The following is a 24,727-nucleotide window of genomic DNA, read 5'->3' as shown; positions in this document are numbered from 1 at the left end:
CGGCCGACGGGTTCCGGGTCTACCCGCCCGGGTCGAAGACGTCGCTGTTCATCAAGGACACGGCGTACACGGCCTGCGCATCGGGCACCGTGCACCTGCTGACGACGGGCGCGGTCGTGGTCGGGCCCGCCCACCCCTGACACCGGCGGACGGGAGGCCCGGCCTCCCGTCCGCCGTCCTGCTCGCGGGACTCAGCGGCGCACGTCGGTCCCACTCGCCAGGTCGACGAGGACGCCCGCCGCGAGTGCGGTCCGCTCCACCATGCCCTGCACGCTCGCCCACTCGTGCCGCGCGTGCGCTCCGTCACCGACGGCGCCCAGTCCGTCGAGCACGGCGCGACCGAGCGCAGAGGCGAAGTTCCCGTCACTGGCGCCGCCGACCGCCGTCTCCTCGACCGTCAGCCCCATGCCGCGGGCGACCGACTCAGCACGTGCGAACAGGGCGACGTTGGCCTCGGTGCGCTCCATGACCGGTCGGTTCCACCCACCGTGGACGGTGATCGTCGCCAGTGGGTTCTCCGGGGTGAGCGCCGCGAGCACGCCGTCGATCCTGTCCGCCTCCTCGGACGACGAGACGCGGACGTCGAGCGCCGCGGACGCGTGTCCCGCACGGACGTTGGGACGGGTCCCGCCCGCGACGACACCGACGTTGCAGCTCGTCCCGGCCTCGAGGTCCGTCGCGCCGTGGAGCGTCAGCACGACCCGGGCGAGCTCGTCCACCGCGCTCGCCCCGGCGCGGGGGTCGAGTCCCGCGTGCGCCTCGACGCCGGTGATCTCGATGTCGAACAGCCCGACCCCGTTCCGGGCGGTCTTCAGTGCGCCGTGCTCTCCGGCGGACGCCTCGAACACCAGCACGGGCCCGTCGGTGCGCCGGACCGTGTCCTCGATGACGGTGCGGGAGCCCTTGCTGCCGACCTCCTCGTCGCCGTTGAGCAGCAGGCGGATGTTCGGACGCGGGAGTGCGGCGGCGTCCACGGCACGGATCGCCCACGCGAGCTGCACCAGTCCGGCCTTCATGTCGTAGACCCCGGGTCCGGTCATCCGGTCGCCGTCCACGGCGGCAGGACGCGCAGCGATGGTCCCGGCGGCCCACACGGTGTCGTAGTGACAGAGCGCGGTGACCCACACGTCGGAGCCGAGCGGCGCCTCCAGGTCGAGTACCGCGACGTCACCGTGGCCGTCGGTCGGGTGCACGGTGCGAGCAGTGGGAGCGCCGACCGTCGCGCCGAGCCACTGCTCGACCCACGCGAGGCCCTCCGCGAGGAGCGCCGGCGCGTCCGAGGGCGTCTCGATCCCGACGTACGCCAGGACGTCGCCCACCATCGCGTCGCGGTGCCCGGCGACCCAGTCGAGCAGATCGGTGGTCGTCCCGGTGGCGGTCATCGCGCCTCCCCGACCGTCGACGGCGCGAGCGCGGCGATCGCGGCCTCGTCCATCGCGCTCTCGCCCTCCTCGAGGCGCACGATCGCGGTGATGAGCGCCTCGATCGCGGGCAGCGCGACGCCCTGCGCGGCACCCATCGCGACGACCGGGCGGTAGTGCGCCGGCACCTCGGTCCGCCGGTGCCGGACGGCGATGTCCCGCCAGATGCCGGACCGCGTCTTCGACTGCGTGGCGAGCCAGGCGACGAGGTCGTCGAGGGCACGCTCGGTGGTCGCCGGATCGGCACCGGAACGGAACGCCTGCGGGTCGAACGCGTCGAACGGCTCGAGTGCGATCCCCCGGCCGTCCGCGACGTCGAACACCTCGCGCGCCAGCGTCGTCATGACGGCGCGGTTGCGGTCGATGAGGTCGCTCATGTCGTCGTCCGCGAGCGCGGTGGCCGTGAGCATCGCGCCGAAGCCGAGCTTCGACCAGAGGAAGCCCTCGACGTTGGCGGACACGACCGGGCTCCCCCAGTGCGCCAGATCGGCGGCCAGGTCGCGCACGCGGTCACTCGTCCCGCCGGCGAACTCGCCGAGGGCCATGCCCCCGTGGCCGCCGTCCTTGACGACCCCCGGCTCCATCACGTCCGCGAAGAGGTCGACGAAGGCGATGACGGTCCGGTCGACACCGACGTGCCCGGCGATGGTGGCCTCGTTGAGTCCGTTCTGGAGCGACGCCACGAACCCGTCCGAGCGGAGCCGCGGTGCGATCCAGGCGGCAGCCGCATCGGTGGCGAGCGCCTTGACGGCGAGCAGGACCCGGCCGAGCTCGTCGGGCGCGTCCTCGAGCGTGTACGCGGGCACGTGCGCGGTCGTCGCCCCGTCGGGCGTGAGCAGGGTGAGCCCGCGCTCACGGATCGCTGCCACGTGGGCGGGATCGGCGTCGACGAGCTGGACCGGGACGCCCGCGGCGTCGAGGTGCACGGCGAGGGTGCCCCCGATCGCGCCGGCGCCGACGATCGTGGTGGTGCGGTCGGTGGTCATGCGGATGTCTCCTCTCGGATGGGCTGGTCGTCCGTGTCGGCACGCGCGTCGACCGGGTCCCAACTCAGGGGCAGTGCGTGGGCTCCGGTCGACGATCCGCCGTCGACCCGGAGGATCGAGCCGGTCACCCACTCGGCCGCCGTGTCGTCGGCCAGCCAGACCACGGCGTTCGCGATGTCGGTCGGGCGGCCTCGACGACCGAGCGGGTTGGCGGACACCGCTGCGGCGTACTCGTCGGTGACACGGTTGACGTCGCTGTCGACGTCGACGAACCCGGGCGCGACCGCGTTGACGCGGATGCCGGCGGCACCGAGCTCGAGTGCAGAGGCACGGGTCACCATCTCCAGCGCGGCCTTCGACGTGCTGTACGGGGCCGCGCCGGGACGCGCACGCAGCGCCGAACCGGACGAGATGTTCACGACGCACGGCCGCGTCCCCGCCGTCTCGGCCCGCCGCGCGAGCGCGACGGTGGCGAGGAGCGGGGCGCGGACGTTGACCGCCTGGACGGCGTCCCACGTGGCCGCGTCGAGCTGGAGGAACGGGGTCGCCGGGTAGACGCCCGCCGCGTTGACGAGCACGTCGACGACCGCCCGGTCCCATGCCCTGTCGACGACCGCGGCGGGTGCGTCGGGTTCGCGGAGGTCCGCGGTGATGGTGACCACCGCCTCCCGACCGAGTGCGGCGACCGACGCGACCGACGCGGACGCCGCGTCGAGTGGCTCGGCGCGGAGGTCGACCATGGTCACGAGCGCGCCGTCGGTCGCGAACCGGGTCGCGACCGCGAGACCGATGCCGCTCGCGGCGCCGGTCACGAGCACGTGCCGCGTCACTTGAGGACCTTGCCCTTGGTCTCGGGCATGGTCAGGTAGACGACCAGTCCGATCGCCGCGGCGATCGCGCAGTAGACCCAGACGACGTGACCGAGACCCGCGCCGCTCATCCAGGTCGTGATGTACGGCGCCGTTCCGCCGAAGATCGCGACGGCCAACGCGTACGGCAGGCCGATCCCGGTGGCTCGCACCTCGGGCGGGAACTGCTCCGCCATGATCACGGCGCAGTTCGCCGAGTAGCCGAGCAACAGCACGATCCCGATCACCTCGACGAGGACGAGCATCCAGAACGATCCGTTCAGCATCGTGAACGCCGGCCAGGCGAACACGAGGAACCCGCCGGCGAAGATCGACATCGTCGGCTTCCGTCCGATCTTGTCGGACAGGAGACCCGCGAACGGCAGGAGCACCAGGAACACGACCATCGCGATCACGTTGGCCAGGAGCGCCTCGTTGAGCGGCAGGCCCGTCGTGACGGCGGCGTAGGTGGGCATGTACGAGACCCACATGTAGTACAGGAGCGTGCCCGCGATCGTGACGCCGAACACCCGTGCCGTGGCACCGGGGTGGTCGCGGAACATCGCGACGATCGGGTTGCGGCGCCGGACCTCCCCGGCCTCGTCGTCGCGGCGCTGGGTGGTGAACGAGTCGGTCTCCTCGACGCTGGTGCGCAGCCAGATCCCGACGAGCCCGATCGCAGCGCAGAACACGAAGGCGGCGCGCCAACCCCAGGCGTCGAGGGCGCTCGCCGAGAACGTCGAGGTGATGATCGCGCCGATGCCGGATGCGACGAGCACCCCCGCCCCGACGGAGACCTGCTGCCACGAGCCCGCGAACGCCCGGCGGCGCGGTGCCGCGGACTCGACCAGGAACGCCGAGGAGGAGCCGAACTCGCCACCGGCCGAGAACCCCTGGACGAGCCGGGCCAGCAGCAGCACGATCGGCGCGCCGATCCCGATCACCGAGTAGCTCGGCGTGACGCCGATCACCAGGGACGCGGCCGCCATCAACCCGATGGTGAGCATGAGGCCCTTCTTGCGCCCGTGGCGGTCCGCGAAGGCCCCGAGCACCGCCGCACCCACCGGGCGCATCACGAACCCGACCGCGAACACCGCGAGCGTCGCCAGGAGCGCGGCTGCGTCGTCACCGGACGGGAAGAAGTGGTGCGAGAAGACGGACGAGAACGTCGTGTAGACGGACCAGTCGATCCACTCGACGACGTTGCCGATGCCGCCGGCGAGGATCGCCTTGCGGCCACGGCGGGACAGCTTCGTGTCACTCGTCGCGACGGGCGGGGGTGTGCTGGTCGCCGTCGGTGCGTTGGGCAGCGCTGCTGCGGGGGTTGCGTCCTGGGTCACGATGACCCCTTCTGGTCGGTGGAACGGGACGGGGTGGATGGGCGGGTGGAGCGGTACGCGGTCGACGGACGGGGTGCTCGCCGGCGACTCAGTCGGCCAGGCCGGGCGCCACGTGCGCGGCGAGGTCGGCGTGTGTGGCGAACCAGACGTCGTCGTGCGTGCGGATGTGGGCGAGCAGCTCGTCGAGCACGAGCAGCCGCGACCGGTGCCCGATGAAGTGGGGGTGCATGGTCAGCTGGAACACACCACCGGCCGCGTACGCGGCGTCGAACTCGTCACGCCAGATCCGGCCCACCTCGCGCGGCGGCGTGTACGGCCGGAGGGACTGGAACCGCTCCATCATCAGGTACGGAGCGTCGTCACGGATCCAGTCCACCGGGATCTCCACGATGCCGGTGCGCTCACCGTCCTGCAGGATCTCGTAGGGGTCGTCGTCCGCCATCAAGGACGAGTCGTACGTGAACCCCAGCTCGCGGACGACGTCGAGCGTCGAATCCGAGAAGTCCCAGGACGGCGTTCGGATGCCCGTCGGGCGCACACCCGTCTGCGACTCGAGCACCTCCATCGCACGCCCGAGCAGATCGAGCTCGTCGTCGTGCGCCAGCAGCGTGTTCCGCTCGTGGATCCAGCCGTGCACCGCGACCTCGTGGCCGTGCTCGACGTACGTCGGGGCCTCGTCCGGACGCAGCAGCGCGCAGACCGCCGGCATGTAGAACGACGAGGGCGCCTCGTACCGGTCGAGCAGTTCGAGGATGCGTGGCACTGCCGCACGGGCCCCGTACTCCCCCTGGGCCATGCGCCCGGGTGACGTCTCGCCGTCGCGGAGTGCCGGGGTCTCGTGATCCGAATCGAACGAGATCGCCACCGCGACGCGTGCCTCGTCCGGCCAGCGACCGGGGCCCGCTGCGGGCAGGAGGCTGCGGCCGGCCCGCACCCGCTCCACGTGGCCGCGCCAGACCTCCTCGGGCCAGCGCCAGGGCTCCTGCTGCTCGATCTCGCTCATGAGGTCACTCCTCGTCGGGTGGGTTGGTCGGAGCGGCGACCCCGGTCGGGGCCGCCGCGGTGCCGGTCATGTCAGCACGGGGGCCTGCGCGTCGTCGGCGTCGACGAACCGGCCGTCCTCGATGCGGCGCCACATGCGCTTCCTGGTGGTCAGTTGCACGGTGACGTCGACCTCGCGGACACCCGGCAGCGCTCCGAGCACGTCCGTGGCGAAGGTGTAGACCGCGGCGAAGTCCCGGAGGAACGCTTGGCCGATGAGGTTGTACCGTCCGAGGGTCGCGGCCGCGTAGTGCACGGCGGGGTGCTGGGCGAGCTGTCGTGCGGCCGCACCGAGCAGGTCCGGCGCCACCGAGATCCAGACCATGAGCTCGGTGCCCAGGCCGAGCAGCGCCGGCGCGACCAGTGGTCCGACGCGGACCCGCCCGGAGGCGATGAGCTGCTCGAGCGCGCGACGCGTGGCGGTCTCGGTTCGATCGAGGTGCCGCGCGAGGTCGTTCAGCGGCGTCCGCCCATCACGGACGAGAGCGCCGACCATCGCGCGCTCGAGCGGCGTCGCGGCGACCTCGGTGGGCAGCACCCCGTCATCGGCGCCGAGGTCCGGAGCAGGCGCGTTGGCCGTCGCGCTCAGGGGCATCGGGAGGGACTTCCCCGGGAACACCGTGAAGGGTGCCGTGAACGTGCGGAGCACGGGCAACGCCTCGGTCTCGACATCACCGTCCGGCGCGATGTCGGCGAGCAGGGGTCCGATGTCCGCGATCCGCTCGACCACGAGCTCGGCGACGCAGTCCGCAGTGCCGGTCAGCGTGGCGAGGAACCGGACCTCGGGGCGGCTCTGCAGTCGTGCGACGAGATCGGTCGTCCGGCTCGCGCCACAGCGCATCCGGACCATCGCCGACACCCCGAACCCGGCTGCGAGCACGTCGGTCGCGGCGATGATCCGGACGAAGCCCAGCACGTTCAAGCGACCGACCCGCCGCTGTGCTGTCGATGCCGAGCATCCGGATGCCTCGCCCAGGGCGGCCCAGGAAGCGCGACCGTCCGCAGCGAGCGCTGTCAGGAGCGCGAGGTCGATCGGATCGGGCGTCCCAGCGTTGCCGTCGGCCGGAGTGCCATCGACGTCCCCCACGGCCGGTGGCCGAACGGACGCGCGATCACCCGAACTCGTCATACGGCGACGGTAATCCGTCACGGAAGCGGCGTCCAGTGCTGAAATCGGTCACGGCAAGGCGGTAACACAGAGTTTTCACGCGCAAGCCGCGACCGATGCGCGCGGATACCGCCGACCAGCGAGGCCGGCGTCCAGCGGGCGGCCTCCTCGCGTGGCCGTCCCGGCTCCGCTCGAGGACCGCTGCGCACGGACTGCGGACAGCAGCCGCTCTCGAGCAGCGCGGACGCGGCGGCCACTGGGCGTCGCCACCAGGACGTTCGACGCGACGTCGCTCCGGTTCCGAGATCACCGGGACAACGAAGAACGCCCCGGCGATGCCGGGGCGTTCTCGTTCACTGCTGTCTCAACACAGTGTGCGCTCGAAGGGACTCGAACCCCCAACCTTCTGATCCGTAGTCAGATGCTCTATCCATTGAGCTACGAGCGCAGTGGCCGAACGGCCGTGGAAGACTCTACCAGGCTCGGGACCCGGCGCGCCAATCGGGGCACGGGACCCGGGGCACGGGATCCGGCGCGCCGATCGAGGCGCGAACGGGTGGTGCCAGCGCGGCGCCGGACGGGAGGCACGCCGCACCTCCCGCCCGGACGGTCAGGCCGCGAGCTGCTCCGGACCGAACACCTCGGTCAGGAATTCCTCGAGCGCACGCCAGGAGCGGCGGTCGGCGAGCGCCTGGTACTGCGCGCCGTGGTCGGGCGCGTCCGTACCGGGGACGGCGAACGCGTGCATCGCGTTCGCGTACGACACGAGCTGCCAGTCGACGCGCGGCGCCGCGCGCATCTCGTCCTCCCACGCGTGGACCTTGTCGTCCCCGACCATCGGATCGGCAGCACCGGTCAGCACCAGGAGCTTCGCCCGGATGTCGCCGGCGTCGGACGGATCGTGGGTGATCAGACCGCCGTGGAACGACACCGCCCCCACGAGGTCCGCACCGGTCCGGGCGAGTTCCAGGGCCGTGGAGCCGCCGAAGCAGTAGCCCATGACCACCACGCGCGAGGGGTCGACCTGCGGGTCCTCGAGCAGGCGGTCGAGTCCGGCACGAGCACGGGCACGCAGGAGCCCGAGGTCCTGGTAGAAGCTGCCGGCGACCTCTCCGGCCTCTGCTCCGGTCGGGCGCACGCCCTTGCCGTAGATGTCGGCCGCGAACGCGACGTAGCCCAGGCGGGCCAGCATCGTGACGCGGGCCTCGACGTGTTCGTTCACGCCGTGCCAGTCGTGGACGACGAGCACGGCGGGACGCCGACCGGTGAGGTTCGCGTCCTTCGCGAGGATGCCCTCGAGCGGCGTGCCGTCGTGGTCGTACTCGACGATGCCGGTGCGGACGTCGGCCCCGGCGGGCTCGGGAACGGTGTTCAGGATGTCTTGGATGGTTGCCACGCGTCCGACCGTACGCCCGGGATCAGTGGAGCAGGTTGTCCCAGTTCGACGGACCGTGCGAACCGGCCGGGTACTCGTCGATCGGGCTCTCGCCGTTGCGCCAGGCGTCGATGACCGGCTGGACGATGCGCCAGCACTGCACCGCGCTGTCACCGCGCACCGAGAGCGTGGCGTCGCCCTCGAGCACACCGGCGAGGACCTCGCCGTACGCCGTGAGTCGGCCCGGGTTGAACTTCGTCTCGAGCTTGGCGCGGTCGACGACGTACGGGTCGCCGGGACCGTTGACGTTGAGTTCGAGGCTCATCTCGTCGGGAGCGATCCAGATGCGGAGCCGGTCCTGCTCGTGCTCGCCGCCGACGCCGTCCGGCACGTGCGGCGAGGGGCGGAAGTTGATGACGATCTCGCGCCGCGGTTCACCCAGGGCCTTGCCGGAGCGGAGGGTGAACGGAACGCCCGCCCACCGCCAGTTCGCGACCTCGACGGTCATCTGCGCCAGGGTCTCGGTCTGGTTCGCCGGGTCGACACCGTCCTCGTCGACGTACGACGGCAGCTGGCGGTCTCCGACGGTACCGGCGGTGTACCGGGCGCGCTTGCCAGCGGTCGCCGGGTCGTCACCCCACGGCTTGACGGCGCGGAAGACGAGCTGCTTCTGCGTGCGGAGGTCGTCGGCGTCGAGCGTGGCGGGGGCCTCCATCGCGACGACCGCGAGCACCTGCAGCAGGTGGCTCTGGATCATGTCCGTGAGCGCGCCGGCGTGGTCGTAGTACCGCGCGCGGTTCTCGAGGCCCAGGGTCTCGTCGTAGATGATGTCGACGCTCTCGACGTGGGTGGACGACAGCAGGGGCTCGATGATCCGGTTCGAGAACCGCAGGCCCAGGAGGTTGAGCACCGTCGAGCGGCCGAGGAAGTGGTCGACGCGGTGGATGCGCTCCTCGGGGATGAACGAGTGGAGGAGCTCGTTGAGCTTCTCGGCGCTCGCGGCGTCGGTGCCGAACGGCTTCTCCATCGCGAGCCGCACACCGTCGGGCAGGTCCATGCCCTTGAGCTGTTCGCACGCCTGCTCGGTGATCGCCGGCGGCAGGGCGAAGTAGATCGCCGGCGCGTGCGAGCACTGTGCCAGGAGCTCGCCGAGGTCGTCCGCGCTCGTGACGTCCGTCTTCCGGTAGTGGCTGGCCGCGATGATCTGCTCGAAGCGATCGCCGGAGCACTCGGCGCTCGAGAAGGACTCGCGGACGCGCTGCTTCCAGTCCTCGTCCGAGAGCTCGTCGACGCCCGCGCCGATGAGCTCGATGTCCCAGTCCTGCTTGACGTCGAGGAGTGTGGCGAGGCCGGGCAGCAGGAGCCGCTTCGTCAGGTCGCCGCTGGCACCGAGGATGAGGAGGGTGGTCTGGATCGCCATGGCTCCGAACGTACCGACGCACCGCTGATCCGGTTCCGACCGCCGGCCGAACTGTGGAACCTCGAACGGGCCTCCCGGCTGTCGAGGACCGGGCGCGGTCGCGACCGGGGGTCAGCCGACGACGTGCGCCTGACCCGTCGACGCCGTGGTGCCTCCGTCGACCGGCAACGTGACGCCCGTGATGTAGCGGGCGTCGTCGCTGGCGAGGAAGAGGAACGCCGGCGCGACGTCCTCGGGTTCGCCGATGCGTCCGAGCGCGGTCCGCTGGGCGTGTGGGGCGACCACGTCCGGGTCGGCGAAGTGCTCCGCGTTCGCCGCCGTACGGGTCAGGGCCGGCGCCACCGCGTTGACGCGGATGCCGCGCGCCCCGAGGTCGAGCGCCAGCGACTGCATGAGCGTCGTCATGGCGCCCTTCGTGGCGTTGTAGACGGCCTGGCGCCAGTCCCCCCGGAGTCCCGAGGCGCTCGTCGTGAACAGGATGACGCCCCGCGCCCGCTCGAGGTGCGGGAGCGCTTCCTGCACGAGGTGCACGGTGCCGTCGAGGTTCGTCGCGACCATGGCGCGGTAGTCGCCCTCACCGAGTTCGTCGATCTCGCCCGCCGTGTAGGCGGCCGCGTTGCTGACCACGACGTCGATCCGACCGAAGCGATCGGCGGCGATCGCGACGAGGTCGGCCACGCTCTCGCGGTCGGTCACGTCGGTGGGCACCGCGATGACGTGCTCGGCCGGCGCGCCCTCGGCGGTCTCGGCGAGTGCGTCCTCGCGCCGTCCGGCGAGGACCACGTTGCAGCCCTGATCGATGAACGCGCGCGCGATCGCCTGCCCGATCCCGGAGCCCGCACCCGTCACGATCACGGTCCGACCCTGCAGTTGGTAGTCCCCGGACACCGTCATCGTTCCTCCACACTCGTCCGCCGAGAGCGGCCGTCCACCACACGGGGCGGCCAGCGGCACCTGTTGGGGCCCGACGTTACGCTCGGCGGCGAGTCCTTGAACGTGGCCGTGCGTCACCAATACGCTCACTCCGGAACCGAGGAACGCAGAGCATCCATGAACACACCCCCGCTGCGCGTCGCCGTCATCGGCACGGGCATGATCGCGACCGTCCACGTACGATCGGCGCGCGCCGCCGGTGCCGTGGTCACCGGGGTCCTCGGACGCACTCCCGAACGCTCGGCACAGGTCGCCGAGCACCTCGGGCTCCCGCGCGGCTACGCCGACCTCGACGAGCTCCTCGCCGACGCACCCGACGTCGTGCACGTGTGCACCCCGAACGACCAGCACCACCCGCAGACGATGGCGATCATCGCGGCGGGGATCCACGTGGTGTGCGAGAAGCCCCTGGCGGTCGACGCCGCACAGGCCGACGAGCTCACGGCCGCCGCCGAGCGTGCCGGTGTCGTCGCGACCGTCCCGTTCGTCTACCGCTTCCACCCGATCGTGCGCGAGATCCGGTCGCGGATCGCCGGCGGCGATCTCGGACGCGTGCTCGCGATCCACGGCTCGTACCTGCAGGACTGGATGCTCGACGAGGGCTCGTCGAGCTGGCGGGTCGACGCCGGAGCGGGCGGTGTGTCGCGCGCCTTCGCCGACATCGGGTCGCACTGGTGTGACCTCGTCGAGTTCGTCACCGGCGAGCGATTCGCGACCGTGACGGCCACGGCCGACATCGTCTACCCCACGCGCCCGGCGTCGTCGGGGCCGTCCTTCTCCGGCGCCCCCTACCCCGATCCATTGCCGGGAGGCGCGGTGCCCGTCGCGCAGGCCCCCGTCACCACCGAGGACACCGCGGTGGCCACCTTCCGCACGACCCGTGGCCGGATCGGGAACGTCGTCGTGTCGCAGGTCGCGGCCGGGCGCAAGAACCGCCTGTGGTTCGAGGTCGACGGGACCCGCTCGAGCGCCGCGTTCGACCAGGAGCAACCGGAGTCCGCCTGGTTCGGCACCGAGACCGGCGCGACGATCCTCGTGCGCGACCCCTCGCAGGGGTCGCCCGACCAGCGGCGGTTGGCCGTCGTGCCATCGGGTCACCCACAGGGGTACCTCGACGCCTTCACGGCGTTCGTCGGCGACACCTACGCCGCCGTCCGTGCCTCACGGGACGGCGGCGTGTGGCCGGAGGGCCTGCCCACGTTCGCGGACGGCGCGCGCGCCGCCCACGTCATCGACGCCGTCGTCGCCAGTGCCGGTGACGGAGCCTGGAAGGACATCGCATGAAGCTCGGGATGCTCACGGCCTGCCTGCCCGGATGGGACCTCGGCCGGATCGCGGAGTTCGCGGCCGCTCAGGGGTACGAGCGACTCGAGGTCGCCGTGTGGCCGAACGTCGGCGGCCGCGACTTCGAGGCCTCGCACCTGCCCGTCGCGACGTTCACCGACGAGGATGCCAGCGCCACCGAGGACCTGATGGCCCGCACGGGACTCGAGATCAGCGCGCTCGCCTACTACGAGAACAACCTGCACCAGGACCCCGAGCGTCGTGACGCGGTCCGGACCCACCTCAAGCACGCGATCGACGCGGCGCAGCGGCTCGGCGTCCCCTACGTGGGCACGTTCATCGGCCGCGACAACAGCAAGAGCGTGCGCGAGAACATGGCTGAGGGCGACCGCGTGCTGCCCGAGCTCGTGGACTACGCGGGCGAGCGCGACGTCAAGCTCATCATCGAGAACTGCGTCATGGAGGGCTGGCACCCGGACGGCTACCCGGGGAACATCGCCTACAGCCCGGAGCTGTGGGAGTGGGTGACCGGCCTCGGGTTCGGCCTGAACTGGGACCCGTCGCACCTGACGTGGATCGGCATCGACCCGGTCGAGACGATCCTGCCGTTCGCGGAGCACATCGTGCACGCGCAGGCGAAGGACGTCGAACTGTTCCCGGCGCGGCGCGACCGCTACGGCTTCTTCGGGCTCGTCGACAAGGGCGACGACCCGTGGGACATGGGGTGGTGGCGCTTCCGCGTGCCCGGTCGTGGCGTGGTCGACTGGTCGCACGTCGTCGATCGCCTGTACGAGGCCGGGTTCACGGGCACGCTGTCGGTCGAGCACGAAGACCCGCTGTGGAGTGGCACGGACGACAAGGTGCTCGAGGGGCTCCGGATCGCGCACCGGACGTTACGGCCGCTCATCGCCGAAGAGCACTCGCCGTCGGCGTGAACCGGATCGCGCCGCCGACCGGTACCTGTGCGACGAGCCCGAGGTCCTCGGGCACGACGACGCCGACCACGGGGTAGCCGCCCGTGACGGGGTGGTCGGCGAGGAACACGACCGGTCGACCCTCGGGTGGCACCTGGATCGCCCCGGGTACCGCCGCCTCGCTCGGCAGCTCGCCGCCCACGCTCCGCGCGAGTGCGTGCGTGCCCGCATCGAGCCGCACCCCGACACGGTTCGAGCGTGGCGTCACCCGCCAGACGACCGCGTGCAGGGCGTCGGCACCCCCGTCGATCCAGTCGTCGCGGGGTCCGGGCACGAACCGGACGTCGACCACGTCCTCGACGGTCGGGAGGACCGGGCCCGGTTCCGCCGCGTCGGCCACCGCCGCCGCCGTGTCCGACCCGATGGGCAGGACGTCGCCGGCCCGGAGCGGTGCCGGCCCGAGACCGGACAGCACGTCGGTCGCGCGTGATCCGAGCACCGGCGGCACGTCGAGTCCACCGAGGACGGCGAGGGTCGCGACGGCCCCGGTCGTCGGCACACCGAGCACCAGGACCTCACGGTCGTGCAGCGCGAACGGACGGTCGGGCTCGATCGGCACCGCCCGGCGCGCGGGCTCGTCGTCGCCCGGGAGCAGCACCGATCGCTCGTCGAGCGTCCCTTCCGCCGCGGGCAGGACCTCGATCGCGCCGACGCCGCCCGTGACCGCCAGGACGAGCTCGCCACGAGCCCGCACGGTGAGCCCTCCCCCGACGTGCTCGACCGCCACGGCGCCCGCCGGGTTCCCGACGAGACGGTTCGCGCGACGGTGGGCGACGCGATCGAGCGCACCGGAGCGGGTGACGCCGAGGGCCGCGCGGCCCGGTCTGCCGAGGTCCTGCACGGTGCTGAGCAGCCCGGGCGACAGGACCTCGAGCCCTCGCCTGCGAGCGGTCGGACGTGACGGCTCCGTCGGAGCGGGTCGGGCCTCCCGCCCGACGGCGGTCTGGCGTGCGGCCGGGGACGCAGCGGCGGATGACGCTGCGGCGGATGACGCAGCCGCGGACGACGCCGCGTGGACCGCGCGGAACCGGACGCGCATGCCCGGACGGAGCAGGGCCTCCGCCCCGATCCGATGGGGGTCCCACATCACCAGGTCGGTGTGCCCGAGCAGATGCCAGCCGCCGGGGCTCGGCCGCGGGTAGATGCCGCTGTGGCCGCCCGCGATCGCGACGGAACCGGCGGGGATCGCCGTGCGCGGACTGCTGCGCCGCGGCAGGTCGAGGACCGTGTCGCCTCCGACCAGGTAGGCGAACCCCGGCGCGAACCCGGTGAACGCGACCGAGTACTCCGGCGCGGTGTGCCGGCGGACGACCTCGTCCACGCTGAGCCCGGTGCGGTCGGCGACGTGGTCGAGGTCCTCGCCGTCGTAGACCACTGGCACCTCGACGAGACCGTCGGCGGCGGGCGGCGGCGCGTCGAGCGGTACGCCGCGCAGCGCGGCGGCGATCGCGTCGGCGGTCGTGGCGCCCGGTGCGAAGCGGACGGCGACGGTCCGCGCGGCGGGCACCAGTTCGGTCACCCCGGGCAGGTCGAGCGTCCGGAGCGCGGCGTGCAGGGCGAGCGCGGCGGCCGTGTCGGGGACCTCGACGAGCACGCCGTCGACGCCGAGGCGCAGCACCCGGGGCGCCCGGGCGCCGGAGTCGGTCACGCGCCCGGACCCGCTCTCGCCCTCCGGGCCGGTCACGCCGCCGGTCGCCGTCACGCCGCTCGGACCGCCGCGAACGGCGCCAGGACCACGCCCGCTGATCCGAGTGCGGACCGGACGGCGAGCGCCGCGGCGACCGCGCCGGGCGAGTCCCCGTGCAGGCAGATCGACGCGGCGTCGATCGGCACGCTGGTCCCGTCGACCGCGGTGACCGCCCCGCTGGTGACCATCCCGACGACGCGCTCGGCGATCTCGGTCGGATCGTGGAGCACGGCCCCCGGAAGGCGTCGGGACACGAGGGACCCGTCGGCGGCGTACGCACGGTCCGCGAACGCCTCGGCCACGACGGGCAGCCCGGCATCGCGAGCGAGGTCGAGGAACGCGGACCCGGCGAGACCGACGACCGGGAGGCCCGGGTCGACCGCCAGGACCGCCTGCACGACCGCCTCGGCGTGCGGTCCGCCCTCCGCGATGGTGTTGTAGAGGGCACCGTGCGGCTTGACGTAACGGACGGTCGTCCCGGCTGCCCGGGCGAGGGCGGCCAGCGCGCCGATCTGGTAGATCACGTCCGCTGCGAGTTCGTGCAGGGAGGCGTCCACGTACCGCCGACCGAACCCGGCGAGGTCCCGGTATGCGACGTGCGCGCCGACCGACACCTGCCGTTCCGCGGCCTGCTCGAGCACGGACCGGAGCGACAACGGGTCGCCCGCGTGGAATCCGCACGCCACGTTCGCGCTCGTGACGACATCGAGCATCGCGGCGTCGTCCCCGAGGGTCCACCGGCCGAAGCCCTCGCCGAGGTCTGCGTTGAGATCGATCGTGGTCATGCTGCCCGTTCCTCCACATCCGGTCCGCTCCCCCGATCCTCCACCACGGGCGACGGGCTGGGAACCCGGCCCCGTGGAGGGAGCACGCTGGATACACGAGGACGGCCCCGTCCCACCACCCGAGTCCCAGGCACCCGACCCCGGCGCCGGAGAGAGGCACGCGATGACCACCGTGAGCGAGTTCCTGATCGAGCGGATCAAGGACCAGGGCGTCAGCCGGATCTTCGGGTTCCCCGGCGACGGCATCGGCGCGTTCGACGGAGCACTCGGCAAGACCGATCGTGCGGGGACGGGCATCGAGTACATCCGCCCGACGCACGAGGAGATCTGCGCGCTCATGGCGACCGCGCATGCCAAGTTCACGGGCGAGGTCGGCGTGTGCGTCGCGACCTCGAGCCCCGGCGCGTTCCACATGCTCAACGGGCTGTACGACGCCCAGATGGACAATCAGCCGGTCGTCGCGATCGTCGGGCAGCAGGGTCTCGACTCGATCGGCACCTTCACGCAGCAAGAGAGCAACCTCGAGCGCGTGTTCACGGACGTCGCCTGCTACGTCGAGACGATCGTGTCGCCCGACCAGGCCAGCGCCGTCATCGACACCGCCTTCCGCACGGCCCGGCTCCGTCTCCAGCCCGCGGTCGTCGTGATCCCGCACGACGTCCAGGCGATGACCATCAAGGCGACGCCGTCGGCTCACTGGGTCTCGCGCTCGAGCGACGCCATCCCGTCGACGGCGATCACGCCCCCGATGGAGCAGATCCGCCAGGCGGCGGACATCATCAACGCGGGCGAGAAGGTCACGTTCCTGGTCGGCGCGGGTGCGAGGGGCGCCACCGACGAGGTCCTCGCCGCCGCCGAGAAGGCCGGAGCGGGCATCATCACCGCGCTCCGCGGCAAGGACGTGATCCCGTCCGACGTGCCGTACCACACGCAGCAGGTCGGTCTCCTCGGGTCCCTGCCGAGCCTCCACCAGATCAAGCGTTGCGACACCATCGTGCTGCTCGGCACGAACTACCCGTACGGCGAGTTCCTGCCCACGACGGGCCAGGCGCGTGGCATCCAGGTCGACCTCAAGCCCGAACAGCTCGGCGTGCGCTACCCGACGGAGTTGAACCTCTGGGGCGACGTGAAGTCGACGCTCGAGGCCCTCCTCCCCCTGCTCGAGCAGAAGACCGACCTGTCCTGGCAGGAGCGGATCGCCGCCGAGATGCAGGACTGGGAACAGGAGATGCACGCGCAGGCACAGAAGGAGTACCACGACGGGGTCAACCCGCGGCGCGTGACCGAGGCCGTGAACGCGAACCTGCCCGACGGAGCGATCGTCACCGCGGACGCCGGGACGACCGCCGACTGGTTCGGGCACCACATCCGCCTGAAGCGGGGCATGCGCGGCGACCTCTCGGGCCGCCTGGCGACCATGCTCGCGGCGATGCCCTACGCGGTCGCGGCGAAGCTGGCCCACCCCGACAAGACGGTGGTCTGCACCATCGGTGACGGCGCGTTCCAGATGCTCGGCATGAACGAGCTGATCACCGTGAAGAAGTACATGCAGCAGTGGGAGACCAAGCAGTTCATCATCGTGGTCATGCACAACGACGACCTCGCGCAGGTCTCGTGGGAGATGCGCACGGAGGACGGCAATCCGCTGTGGCGCGGCTCGCAGGACGTCGAGTCGATGGACTACGCCGGCTACGCCGAGCTCCTCGGGTTCCGGGGCGTCCAGGTGCGCAGTGACGACCAGGTGGAGTCCGCTGTCGCCGAGGCCTTCGCGCACGACGGGGTCACGCTCATCGACGCCTACGTCAGCCGCAACGTCCCGCCGCTCCCACCGCACATCACCCGTGAGTACGCGCTCAACACGGCCAAGTCGTTGCTCAAGGGCGACCCGATGGAGGCCGGCGTGATCCGGGACTCGGCATCGGCGCTCGCGACCGAGGGCATCGAGCGGGTGAAGGACGCGCTCCACATCGGCGATCGGAAGTAACGAGGCGGGTGGAACGAGACCGCTCGTCTGCCGCACCCTATGTTTTCGGCAGCGGCGGCGGTACCCTGAGGCGTCGCATGGCGACGGCGCCGCTGCGGTGTCCTCTCATCCCGGGCGGTGGTTCCGCCCGACGAACCCGGCGGCGCGGGTGCCCTCCGTCTCCAGGGAAACGGCGGAGGGCACCCCTCCTCCCCGCCCGGATGCACCGGCAGCGTCGAGCAGACCCCGTCAGCGCTCGTCGACGACAGCGTCGATGTCCTCGACGCCCGCCGCGATGGCGTCAGCGCGCCGCTTTCGCATGCCGGGAGCGGCGAGGGCGCCGACGATCGCGAGGGCGCCGACCCCAGCGCATGCCCAGAAGCCGATGGTGAACGCCGCGGCCCCAGGGAGCCCCACGTGCCCGGTGGGCAACGTGAACACCTTCGTGTGCGACGAGATCAGCGCGGCGATGACGGCCGTTCCGACGCTCGAGCCGATCGTCCGGACGACGGTGTTGGCGCTGATCGCCTCACCCGTCTGCTCGATCGGCACGCTCTCGATGATCGCGTTGGACGCCGCCGAGAGACCGAATCCGATCCCGGCACCCGTGAGGATGCCGGACACCAGGATCTGCCAGACCTGATCGTGCGCGAGCCCGGGGAGCACGAACGCCGCGGTGAGGAGCACACCCCCGATGACCAGCGGCGGCTTCGGACCCGTCCGTCGGACGAGGGCCCCCGCGACCGGTGAGACCACGATCATCATGAGGACCGTCGGGAGCAGGAACAGGCCGGCCTGCGAGGCGGTCTTGCCGAAGCCGTACCCGGTGAACGACGGCAGCTGGAGCAGCGTCGGGACGAGCACGAACGTGCCGTACATCGCGAACCCGAAGACGAGCGCGACGACGTGAGCGGTCCAGACGCCACGGATGCGGAAGAGCCGGACGTCGATCAGCGGCGCCTTCACGCGGAGCTCGACGACGATGAAGACCACGAGCGCGACGACGCCGACCGCCAGCAGACCGATGGTCTTGACGTCACCCCAGCCCCAGGTCTCGCCCTCGCTGACAGCGAGCAGCAGCGCCACGAGGGAGATCGAGAGGATCGCCGTCCCGGCGAGGTCGAGGCGCCCGGGCTTCCGGACGTCCGATTCCGGCATCCCGAACACGATACCGGCGAGCCCGACGACGATGAGCGCGAGCGGCAGCCAGAACAGCCAGTGCCAATCGAGGTGCTGCACGATCGGTCCGGCCGCGACGATGCCGATACCGGCCCCGATGCCGAAGATGCCCGACAGCAGACCGATCACGACGCTCACCCGGTCCTTCGGGAGTTCGTCGCGCACGATGCCGATCGACAGCGGCAGCACGGCGCCGGCCGCACCCTGCAGGCAGCGGGCCACGATCAACGTGGCGAGGTTCGGCGCGAGGGCGGCGACGACGGTGCCGACGAGCAGGAGGCTCATCACGACGATGAGGATGCGCCGCTTGCCCATCATGTCGCCCATGCGGCCGAAGATCGGCGTGAGGACGGACGCCGACAGCAGGTAGGCGGTGATGATCCAGCTCACGTTGCTGGTCGAGGCCCCGAGGTCCTTGCCGATCGTGGACAGTGCCGGAGCGACGAGCGACTGGAGCACCGCGTAGGCCAAGCCGCCGAGTGCGAGGTACACGACGATGAGGGTGGTGTTCGGGCTGCTGTGTCGCTCCGCGACGGGGGTCGAGCCCGTGCGGGGGCCCTCGGTGACTCGGGACATCGTTCTCCGTGATCGAAAGACGTAAACAAGCGCTTACAAGTCGTGAGCCTACTGCTCCTCGCGCGGAAGTCAAAGCGCGTTTACACCGCACCTCCCGGTGCGGGTACCGTTGCGGAGATGGAGAGGACGTCATGACGCTCGAGTCGCAGGTGCCGTCGAGGACGCGCGACGCCGCGAAGACCCGGCAGCTCCTGGTCGCCGCGGCTCGACGTCGGTTCGCGTACGACGGCTACTCTGCGACCACCGTCCGGGAGATCGCAGCCGACGCCGGAGTGAACGTCGCGCTCATCAACCGCTACTTCACGAGCAAAGAGGGCCTCTTCGAGGCCTGTCTCGAGCGCGCGGTGGAGGACCTCGATGCCCCCCGGCCGGACGACGACTCGGTCGAACGGATGCTCCAGAGCCTCGTCGAGCGGGTGACGAACGCGCCGACCGGGGAGCACGCGGTCGAGCTCCTCCTGCTCATCCGGTCCTCCGGAGACGAGCAGGCCGACCGGATCCGCAATGCGACACTCACCTCGTACGCGGAGCGCATGGCGCGCATCGCCGGGTGGGACCCCGATGACGTCGACACGAACGGCATCCTGCTCCGCGCAGAGGTCGCGCTGGCCACGGCCTTCGGCATCACGCTCCTGCGTGCCTCCACTCGGCTCGGCCCCCTGGTCAACGCGTCGGCGAGCGACCTGACCGGCCCGTTCAGCGACGTCGTCACCGCGTTGCTGGCGCCGGACCGGCGGTAGGCCGGACCGGCGCCGGCCCCACGGTTCAGCGGAAGAGCCGCTCCCCGATGTACGAGCCCTTGCGCGGCGCCGGCGGCACGGCGAACACGGCCGAGCCGATGTGCGAGATGTACTCGTTCAACCGGTCGGACGCTCCGAGCCGACGCTGGATCCGTGTGAAGTGATCGGGGTCGTTCATGAACGCGGTGAACAACAGCCCGGCGTCGAGCTGCCCGTACTGGTTGAGCCCGTCGGTGTAGTTGTACGGGCGACGCAGGATCTTGACGCCGCCGTTGTTCTCGTGCGCGGCGAGGGCGACGTGTGCGCGCGCGTCGATCTTCGTGTCACCGGCATGGTCGGTCGCGTGGAAGTCGGGCGTCGTGTGCTCGGTCCCCCCGGAGAGCGGCGCGCCCTCGACCTTCGTGCGCCCGAACACCCGCTGCTGGTCGCTGATGACGTCGGCGTCCCAGATCTCGATGTTCATCTGGATCTTCCGCGTGACCTGGTAGGTGCCGCCCGCCATCCAGTCCGCGTCGTCCCCGAGCCGCACGAACCGCTCGTAGTCCTCGTCGCTCGTGATGTTCCGCGTGCCGTCCTTGAAGCCCATGAGGTTGCGCGGTGTGGTCTGGTGCGCCCCGGCCGACGCGCGCCCGAACCCGAGCACGGTCCAGCGCACGGTCGCGGTGCCCCTGGCCATCCGGGCGAGGTCGCGGATCGCGTGGTAGGCGACCTGGGGGTCGTCGGCGCACGCCTGCAGGGACAGGTCGCCACCGCTCAGCGCGGGGTCGAGGGCGTCGCTCGGCAGCGCGGGGATCGGAGCGAGCGCGGCGGGCTTGTGGGCCGCCAGGCCGAACCGCTCGTCGAACAGCCCGGGGCCGAGCCCGACGGTGACGGTGAGCGATGCCGGGCCGAGGTCGAGGGCCTCCCCGGTGTCGGCACCGACGCCGTCGGCGTGCGCCGGGACGACCGCGCCGATGGTGCCGCCGGACTGCAGTTGCGCGATCGCGGCGGACCACCGGGCGAGCAGGACCTGCAGGTCCGTCGCCAGGGTCGACGCCATGTCGAACGTCATGAAGACGCAGTACCGCTGCGGCTCGATGCGGATCCCACCCTGCGGCTGCCCCGCCGCGGTCGCGTAGAACGGGTGGGTCCGCGACAGGTCGATGGACTCGTCGTCGGGGGTGCGTCCGACCGCACTCGCCGCGAGGGCGCCGCCGATCCCGGCGAGTGCGCCCACCCCGGCACCTGCCGCCGCGAGCCCGCCGATGAGTCCGCGGCGCGACACCGACGGACGCGGAGACCCGTCGCGCTCCTGCTCCGGCGCTCCGCTCACGCGGTGGCGACCTTCTCGGCGAGCCGCGACAGCGGGTCCTGCAGGGCCTGGATCGTCTGCGAGATCGTGTTCGCGTCGGCGGTGCGGGTGGCGGCGTCGTAGGTGCGGAAACCGCCGAGGGCGGTGCCGTCCCGGTAGCCGTCCATGAGCGTGTCGACGCTGTCGAACTGGGTCGCGATCTGCTTCGTGATCGACGGGTCGAGCTTCTGCAGGCCGGGCTTGAGGTACGCGAACGCCTGCCGCGCACCCTCGACGTTCGCCGCCAGGTCGACGAGGTCGATGTGGCTGAAGCCCTCCTCCTCGCCGGTGATCTTCTCGGACTGGACCTCTTCGAGCAGGCCGGCCGCGCCGTTGGCGAGGTCCTCGGGCTTGTAGGTGAGCGTCGGGACGAGCTTGTCGAGCAGGGTGACGTTCTCGGTGAGCTCGGCCGCGAGCTGCTTCGTGCTCGCGGTGATGGCGCCGCCCTGGAACAGATCGCGCTCCACGGCGTGGAATCCGTGCCATCCGACCGACGGGTCGAGGTTCGAGGCGCGCATGTCGACGAGGTAGTCGAGGTTCCCGGCGTTGTCAGTCGCCTTGTGGCCCTTCTTGACGAACCCGTCGACGTCGCTCTCGACGTGCTCGTAGTACGGGCGCGCGTTCGCGTAGGCCGTCTTGGCGGCGGCGAGGTCCCCCGCGTCGACGTCCTCCTGCAGCTGCCGCACGGCGGTCACCATGTCGTTGACCTGGGCGTCGACGTAGTCCGCGTAGCCCTTGGCGCCCTGCCGGAGGAGGGTCGCCGCGCTGCTGTTCGCGGTCGATGCGGCCGTGCCGGTGACGGTGAAGGTCGTGAGCTCCTTGGTCGCCCCGGGGCAGTACACCTGGTACTTGCCGCCGCCGAGCGTCACGGTGAACTTGACCGGGTCGAGTCCGGGTGCCAGGTTCTCCTTCTCGCCGAGGATCTTCTGGTCCTGCAGGAGCTCCACCTCGGTGATCGCGGTCGACGACGTGTTCCGCACGGTGAACGTCACCGGTCCGGCGGGCACCGAGGTCGTCGACACGGCGCACTTGTCGGAGCCGTCGTTCGTCAGGGTCACGGCCACCCGGTGCACCGCGCCGGACGGCGTCGCGGCGTCCTCGGCGGAGGACGACGCGGTCGAGCAGCCGGTCAGCGCGAGGGCTGCGGCGGCGAGGGCCGCTCCGAGGACGAGGACGGATCGGGTGCGGCGGTCAGCGAACGGCATCGGCGGTCTTCCTGCTGGTCGCCCCGTGCCGGTCGGCGACGGGGTTCGTGGTGGTCGGTCGGGAGGATCGGCGGCTGCCCCCGGGTCGGCGTCGGTCCCGCAGGGCGAGCAGGGCCTGGGCGACCGCGGCGATCGCGAGCGCAGCGGGGAGCCACGCCTTCCAGAGCAGCGCTTCGCGGCCCGCGGAGGCGCCGCTCGCCACCGTCTCGCCCGCGGCGGCCACGTGGATCGCCGGGACCGCCCAGGCGGTGGCGTCGAACGAATAGGTCCGGCTGCTCGGCAGGCCGCCGCCGGACACGGTGAGGACCGCGCGCTCGGTCCGGCGCGCGTCGAGGAGGCCGCCGTCGACGGTCCAGAGCGTCCGGGTCGCGGTCGAGGTCCAGTGCGCGGTGAACGGGCCGGGCTGCTGCGCGGGCGAGATGCCGACGGGCACGCGTCCGAACAGGTCGGTGAGCTGGTCGAAGGTCAGCGTCGCGGGTCGGCCGGTGCTCGGGACGCGCGTGGTGGCGCGCCAGCGGTCGGCGGTGACGCCGGCGTGCGTGGTGGTCGTGTGGTCGGCGGAGGAGAAGCGGGCGCGCTGCACGGTGTCGCCGGCGCGGACGACGAGGGTCGCGGCGGCACCGTCGACGGTCGCCGTCGCGGTGTGCCGCGTGGTGGGGCGCGGGTCCCCGGCACCGGTGGCGAGGGTGGCGGAGGTGGGCAGGGCCTCCCGGCCGGTGGGGACGGCCACCGCGAGCACGACCGCAGCCACCACGAGACCCGCGGCGACGAGGACGCGCACGCGCGGGACCTGCACCGGCGACGGGCGGAGGGACCGCGGCCAGAGGCTCACGACGAGCACGGGGACGAGGTAGCCGACCCAGCCGACGACCTCGACGACGCGGGGGTCCGCCAGGATCCCGAGCACACCGGTGACGAGTGCGGCCTGCACGGACCCGGTCGGCGCGAGCCAGGACAGGTCGACGGTGCGCTGCTGCCCGATCGTCACCCAGCCGGCCTCGTGCGCGGTCCGGAGTGCGGTGAGCACGAGCCCTGCCGCCACGAAGACCAGGAACACGCCGGTGCCGGTGAAGAACCGCCGGAGGTCGAGCCGGACCCCGCCGGTGTAGATCCCCCAGCCGATGAGCACGGCGACGAGCACGCCGATCACGGCGCCGAGCGCCGCGGTGCCCGCCGAACTCGCGGCCTGGAACGTGGCGAGCAGGAACACGGAGGTCTCGAAGCCCTCCTTGAGGACGGCGAGGAACGCCATGCCCGCGAGCGCCCAGGCGGTGCCGCGACCGACGGCCGCTGCGGCGCTCGCCTCGAGGTCGCCCTTGAGGTCGCGGGCGTGCGTCCGCATCCAGATGATCATCCCGGTGACGAACACGACGGCGACGGCGCCGATGACGGACTCCATCGCCTCTTGCTCGGACTGCGGGAGCGCCTGCTCGAGCGCCTCGAGCCCCACGCCGACGGCGACGCTGAGCACGACAGCGAGCGCGATCCCGCCCCACATCGGCACGAGCGAGATGCGACCGCGGCGGAGGAACGCGGCGATGATCCCGACGATGAGGGTCGCTTCGAGGCCTTCGCGGAGGCCGATGACGAGCGTGGCGAGCATGGAGTGGGATCCCGGTGGGGTGAGGGGCGACGACCCCGCGGAGTGGAACGGAGGTAAGGCTAACCTAAGAGCGCGGGTGTCGTCCACGGCCCGGCCCGAACCGCGAAGATGGACCGGTGCAGTTCTCCTCCGCTGACGCACTGGTCGTCCCCGCGCACGCGCTCGCGACCGTGACGAACGTCCTCGACCTCGCGGGGGTGTTCGCGTCCGCGCTGCTCGGCGGGTCGCTCGCGCGCGAGATGGACTTCGACCTGTTCGGGTTCCTCGTGGTCGGGTTCGTGTCGGGGCTCGGCGGCGGGATCCTCCGCGACGTCCTGCTCCAGGACGGCCCGCCGGTCGCGCTGACCGACCCGCTGTACGTCCCGGTGGCGCTCGTCGGAGCGCTCGTGGCGTTCTTCGTCTCGATCTCGGAGCGGGCGTGGGACCGCCTGTTCACGGTGCTCGACGCAGCCGTCATCGGGTTCTGGGCCGTGGTCGGCGTGCAGCGGACGTTCGACGCGCACCTGGGCTGGGGTCCGGCGATCATCATGGGCACCGTGACCGCGGTCGGGGGCGGTGCGGCCCGTGACCTCCTGCTCCGGCGGGTGCCCGCGGTGCTCGGCGGGAACGCCCTCTACGCGTCCGTCGCCGTGGCCGCGTCGATCGTCATGGTCGTCGCGTCGGCGTTGCACGTCCCGACGATCGGCATCGTCGTCGCGATCCTGCTGTCGCTCCTGCTCCGGCTCGGCGCCGTCCGGTACGGCTGGGGGCTGCCGAACGGCCGCGACTGGCAGCCGCAGTCCGCGCTCGCGACGCTCTTCCGCCGGGGTCGGCGGCCCGAGCGCATGCGGCTCCTGCGCCGGTCCCGACGCGGCCGCGAGCGCGACGACCAGGACGGGCCGGCCTCCGCGACCTCGGACGGGCCTCCCGAACGTCCCTGACGGCCGTCG

Annotated in this window: 20 protein-coding genes and 1 tRNA gene; 5 read left to right on the top strand and 16 right to left on the bottom strand. The window is 72.0% G+C overall.

All coding sequences use genetic code 11. From position 1 onward, the window contains the following. Positions 1 to 191 precede the first annotated feature (191 nt). The 10 genes from DEI93_RS03580 to budC all read right to left on the bottom strand — a co-directional run bounded on the left by DEI93_RS03580 (position 192) and on the right by budC (position 10,427). Positions 192 to 1,382: a M20 family metallopeptidase gene (locus DEI93_RS03580; RefSeq protein WP_220037880.1), complete on the bottom strand. Its 1,191-nt coding sequence runs from the start codon at positions 1,380 to 1,382 to the stop codon at positions 192 to 194. Then, positions 1,379 to 2,407: a ketopantoate reductase family protein gene (locus tag DEI93_RS03575; protein ID WP_220035648.1), complete on the bottom strand. Its 1,029-nt coding sequence runs from the start codon at positions 2,405 to 2,407 to the stop codon at positions 1,379 to 1,381. Before DEI93_RS03575 ends, DEI93_RS03580 begins: the two co-directional genes overlap by 4 nt. Then, positions 2,404 to 3,237 carry an SDR family NAD(P)-dependent oxidoreductase gene (locus DEI93_RS03570; RefSeq protein ID WP_111013843.1) on the bottom strand — a complete coding sequence of 278 codons (834 nt, stop codon included), beginning with the start codon at positions 3,235 to 3,237 and terminating at the stop codon, positions 2,404 to 2,406. The genes DEI93_RS03575 and DEI93_RS03570 overlap by 4 nt, the downstream gene beginning before the upstream one ends. Beyond that, complete coding sequence (locus DEI93_RS03565) at positions 3,234 to 4,595, bottom strand: MFS transporter (protein WP_220035649.1); 1,362 nt, start codon at positions 4,593 to 4,595, stop codon at positions 3,234 to 3,236. Before DEI93_RS03565 ends, DEI93_RS03570 begins: the two co-directional genes overlap by 4 nt. A gap of 88 nt (positions 4,596 to 4,683) precedes the next feature. Further along, positions 4,684 to 5,598, bottom strand: a complete 915-nt coding sequence (locus DEI93_RS03560) for a polysaccharide deacetylase family protein (protein WP_111026470.1) — start codon at positions 5,596 to 5,598, stop codon at positions 4,684 to 4,686. Between the two features lie 66 nt (positions 5,599 to 5,664). After that, positions 5,665 to 6,765: an Lrp/AsnC family transcriptional regulator gene (locus tag DEI93_RS03555; protein ID WP_111119826.1), complete on the bottom strand. Its 1,101-nt coding sequence runs from the start codon at positions 6,763 to 6,765 to the stop codon at positions 5,665 to 5,667. A 354-nt stretch (positions 6,766 to 7,119) separates the two neighbouring features. Continuing rightward, positions 7,120 to 7,192: transfer RNA gene (locus tag DEI93_RS03550), tRNA-Arg, on the bottom strand. A gap of 162 nt (positions 7,193 to 7,354) precedes the next feature. Next, positions 7,355 to 8,140 (bottom strand): dienelactone hydrolase family protein, encoded by a 786-nt coding sequence (locus DEI93_RS03545; protein ID WP_111119827.1) that lies wholly within the window; start codon positions 8,138 to 8,140, stop codon positions 7,355 to 7,357. Positions 8,141 to 8,162: 22 nt separating this feature from the next. Then, the gene (locus DEI93_RS03540; protein ID WP_111035549.1) at positions 8,163 to 9,539 is read right to left on the bottom strand and encodes a glucose-6-phosphate dehydrogenase; all 1,377 of its coding nucleotides are present in this window, start codon (positions 9,537 to 9,539) and stop codon (positions 8,163 to 8,165) included. A gap of 111 nt (positions 9,540 to 9,650) precedes the next feature. Further along, positions 9,651 to 10,427: a meso-2,3-butanediol dehydrogenase gene (gene budC / locus DEI93_RS03535; protein ID WP_284158583.1), complete on the bottom strand. Its 777-nt coding sequence runs from the start codon at positions 10,425 to 10,427 to the stop codon at positions 9,651 to 9,653. Positions 10,428 to 10,589: 162 nt separating this feature from the next. Between budC and DEI93_RS03530 the strand changes: the two genes are divergently transcribed. After that, positions 10,590 to 11,756 (top strand): Gfo/Idh/MocA family protein, encoded by a 1,167-nt coding sequence (locus tag DEI93_RS03530; protein ID WP_111119829.1) that lies wholly within the window; start codon positions 10,590 to 10,592, stop codon positions 11,754 to 11,756. Beyond that, positions 11,753 to 12,691 (top strand): sugar phosphate isomerase/epimerase family protein, encoded by a 939-nt coding sequence (locus DEI93_RS03525; RefSeq protein ID WP_111119830.1) that lies wholly within the window; start codon positions 11,753 to 11,755, stop codon positions 12,689 to 12,691. The genes DEI93_RS03530 and DEI93_RS03525 overlap by 4 nt, the downstream gene beginning before the upstream one ends. On the opposite strand, the gene DEI93_RS03520 is transcribed toward DEI93_RS03525, so the two are convergent. Further along, positions 12,660 to 14,432, bottom strand: a complete 1,773-nt coding sequence (locus DEI93_RS03520) for a 5-oxoprolinase subunit B/C family protein (RefSeq protein WP_258372245.1) — start codon at positions 14,430 to 14,432, stop codon at positions 12,660 to 12,662. The genes DEI93_RS03525 and DEI93_RS03520 overlap by 32 nt on opposite strands. Next, positions 14,429 to 15,202 (bottom strand): LamB/YcsF family protein, encoded by a 774-nt coding sequence (locus tag DEI93_RS03515; protein ID WP_111119831.1) that lies wholly within the window; start codon positions 15,200 to 15,202, stop codon positions 14,429 to 14,431. The genes DEI93_RS03520 and DEI93_RS03515 overlap by 4 nt, the downstream gene beginning before the upstream one ends. A gap of 163 nt (positions 15,203 to 15,365) precedes the next feature. On the opposite strand from DEI93_RS03515, the gene DEI93_RS03510 reads away from it, so the two are divergent. Further along, the gene (locus DEI93_RS03510) at positions 15,366 to 17,186 is read left to right on the top strand and encodes a thiamine pyrophosphate-requiring protein (protein ID WP_111119832.1); all 1,821 of its coding nucleotides are present in this window, start codon (positions 15,366 to 15,368) and stop codon (positions 17,184 to 17,186) included. Between the two features lie 228 nt (positions 17,187 to 17,414). Here DEI93_RS03510 and DEI93_RS03505 read toward each other — a convergent pair whose 3' ends face one another. Then, positions 17,415 to 18,920, bottom strand: coding sequence for an MFS transporter (locus tag DEI93_RS03505; RefSeq protein ID WP_111010057.1), 1,506 nt, complete (start codon positions 18,918 to 18,920; stop codon positions 17,415 to 17,417). Positions 18,921 to 19,051: 131 nt separating this feature from the next. Here DEI93_RS03505 and DEI93_RS03500 point away from each other — a divergent pair, with 131 nt between their 5' ends. Further along, positions 19,052 to 19,660, top strand: coding sequence for a TetR/AcrR family transcriptional regulator (locus tag DEI93_RS03500; protein WP_111010059.1), 609 nt, complete (start codon positions 19,052 to 19,054; stop codon positions 19,658 to 19,660). Between the two features lie 25 nt (positions 19,661 to 19,685). Here the strand turns inward: DEI93_RS03500 and DEI93_RS03495 are convergent, their stop codons facing one another. Genes DEI93_RS03495 through efeU form a run of 3 tightly spaced genes read right to left on the bottom strand, consistent with a single transcriptional unit; the run spans position 19,686 to position 23,798 of the window. Then, positions 19,686 to 20,972, bottom strand: a complete 1,287-nt coding sequence (locus DEI93_RS03495) for a Dyp-type peroxidase (RefSeq protein WP_181436041.1) — start codon at positions 20,970 to 20,972, stop codon at positions 19,686 to 19,688. Next, the gene (gene efeO / locus DEI93_RS03490) at positions 20,969 to 22,195 is read right to left on the bottom strand and encodes an iron uptake system protein EfeO (RefSeq protein ID WP_111026475.1); all 1,227 of its coding nucleotides are present in this window, start codon (positions 22,193 to 22,195) and stop codon (positions 20,969 to 20,971) included. The genes DEI93_RS03495 and efeO overlap by 4 nt, the downstream gene beginning before the upstream one ends. Next, positions 22,182 to 23,798, bottom strand: coding sequence for an iron uptake transporter permease EfeU (efeU, locus tag DEI93_RS03485; protein ID WP_111119833.1), 1,617 nt, complete (start codon positions 23,796 to 23,798; stop codon positions 22,182 to 22,184). The genes efeO and efeU overlap by 14 nt, the downstream gene beginning before the upstream one ends. A gap of 116 nt (positions 23,799 to 23,914) precedes the next feature. On the opposite strand from efeU, the gene DEI93_RS03480 reads away from it, so the two are divergent. After that, positions 23,915 to 24,718, top strand: a complete 804-nt coding sequence (locus DEI93_RS03480) for a trimeric intracellular cation channel family protein (RefSeq protein ID WP_258372246.1) — start codon at positions 23,915 to 23,917, stop codon at positions 24,716 to 24,718. The last annotated feature ends 9 nt before the right edge of the window (positions 24,719 to 24,727 follow it).

It is taken from the genome of Curtobacterium sp. MCBD17_035 (assembly GCF_003234815.2).
In the GTDB taxonomy this organism is placed as follows: domain Bacteria; phylum Actinomycetota; class Actinomycetes; order Actinomycetales; family Microbacteriaceae; genus Curtobacterium.
Note: the sequence above shows the minus strand (reverse complement) of the source record. Positions and strands in the feature narration are given on the sequence as shown.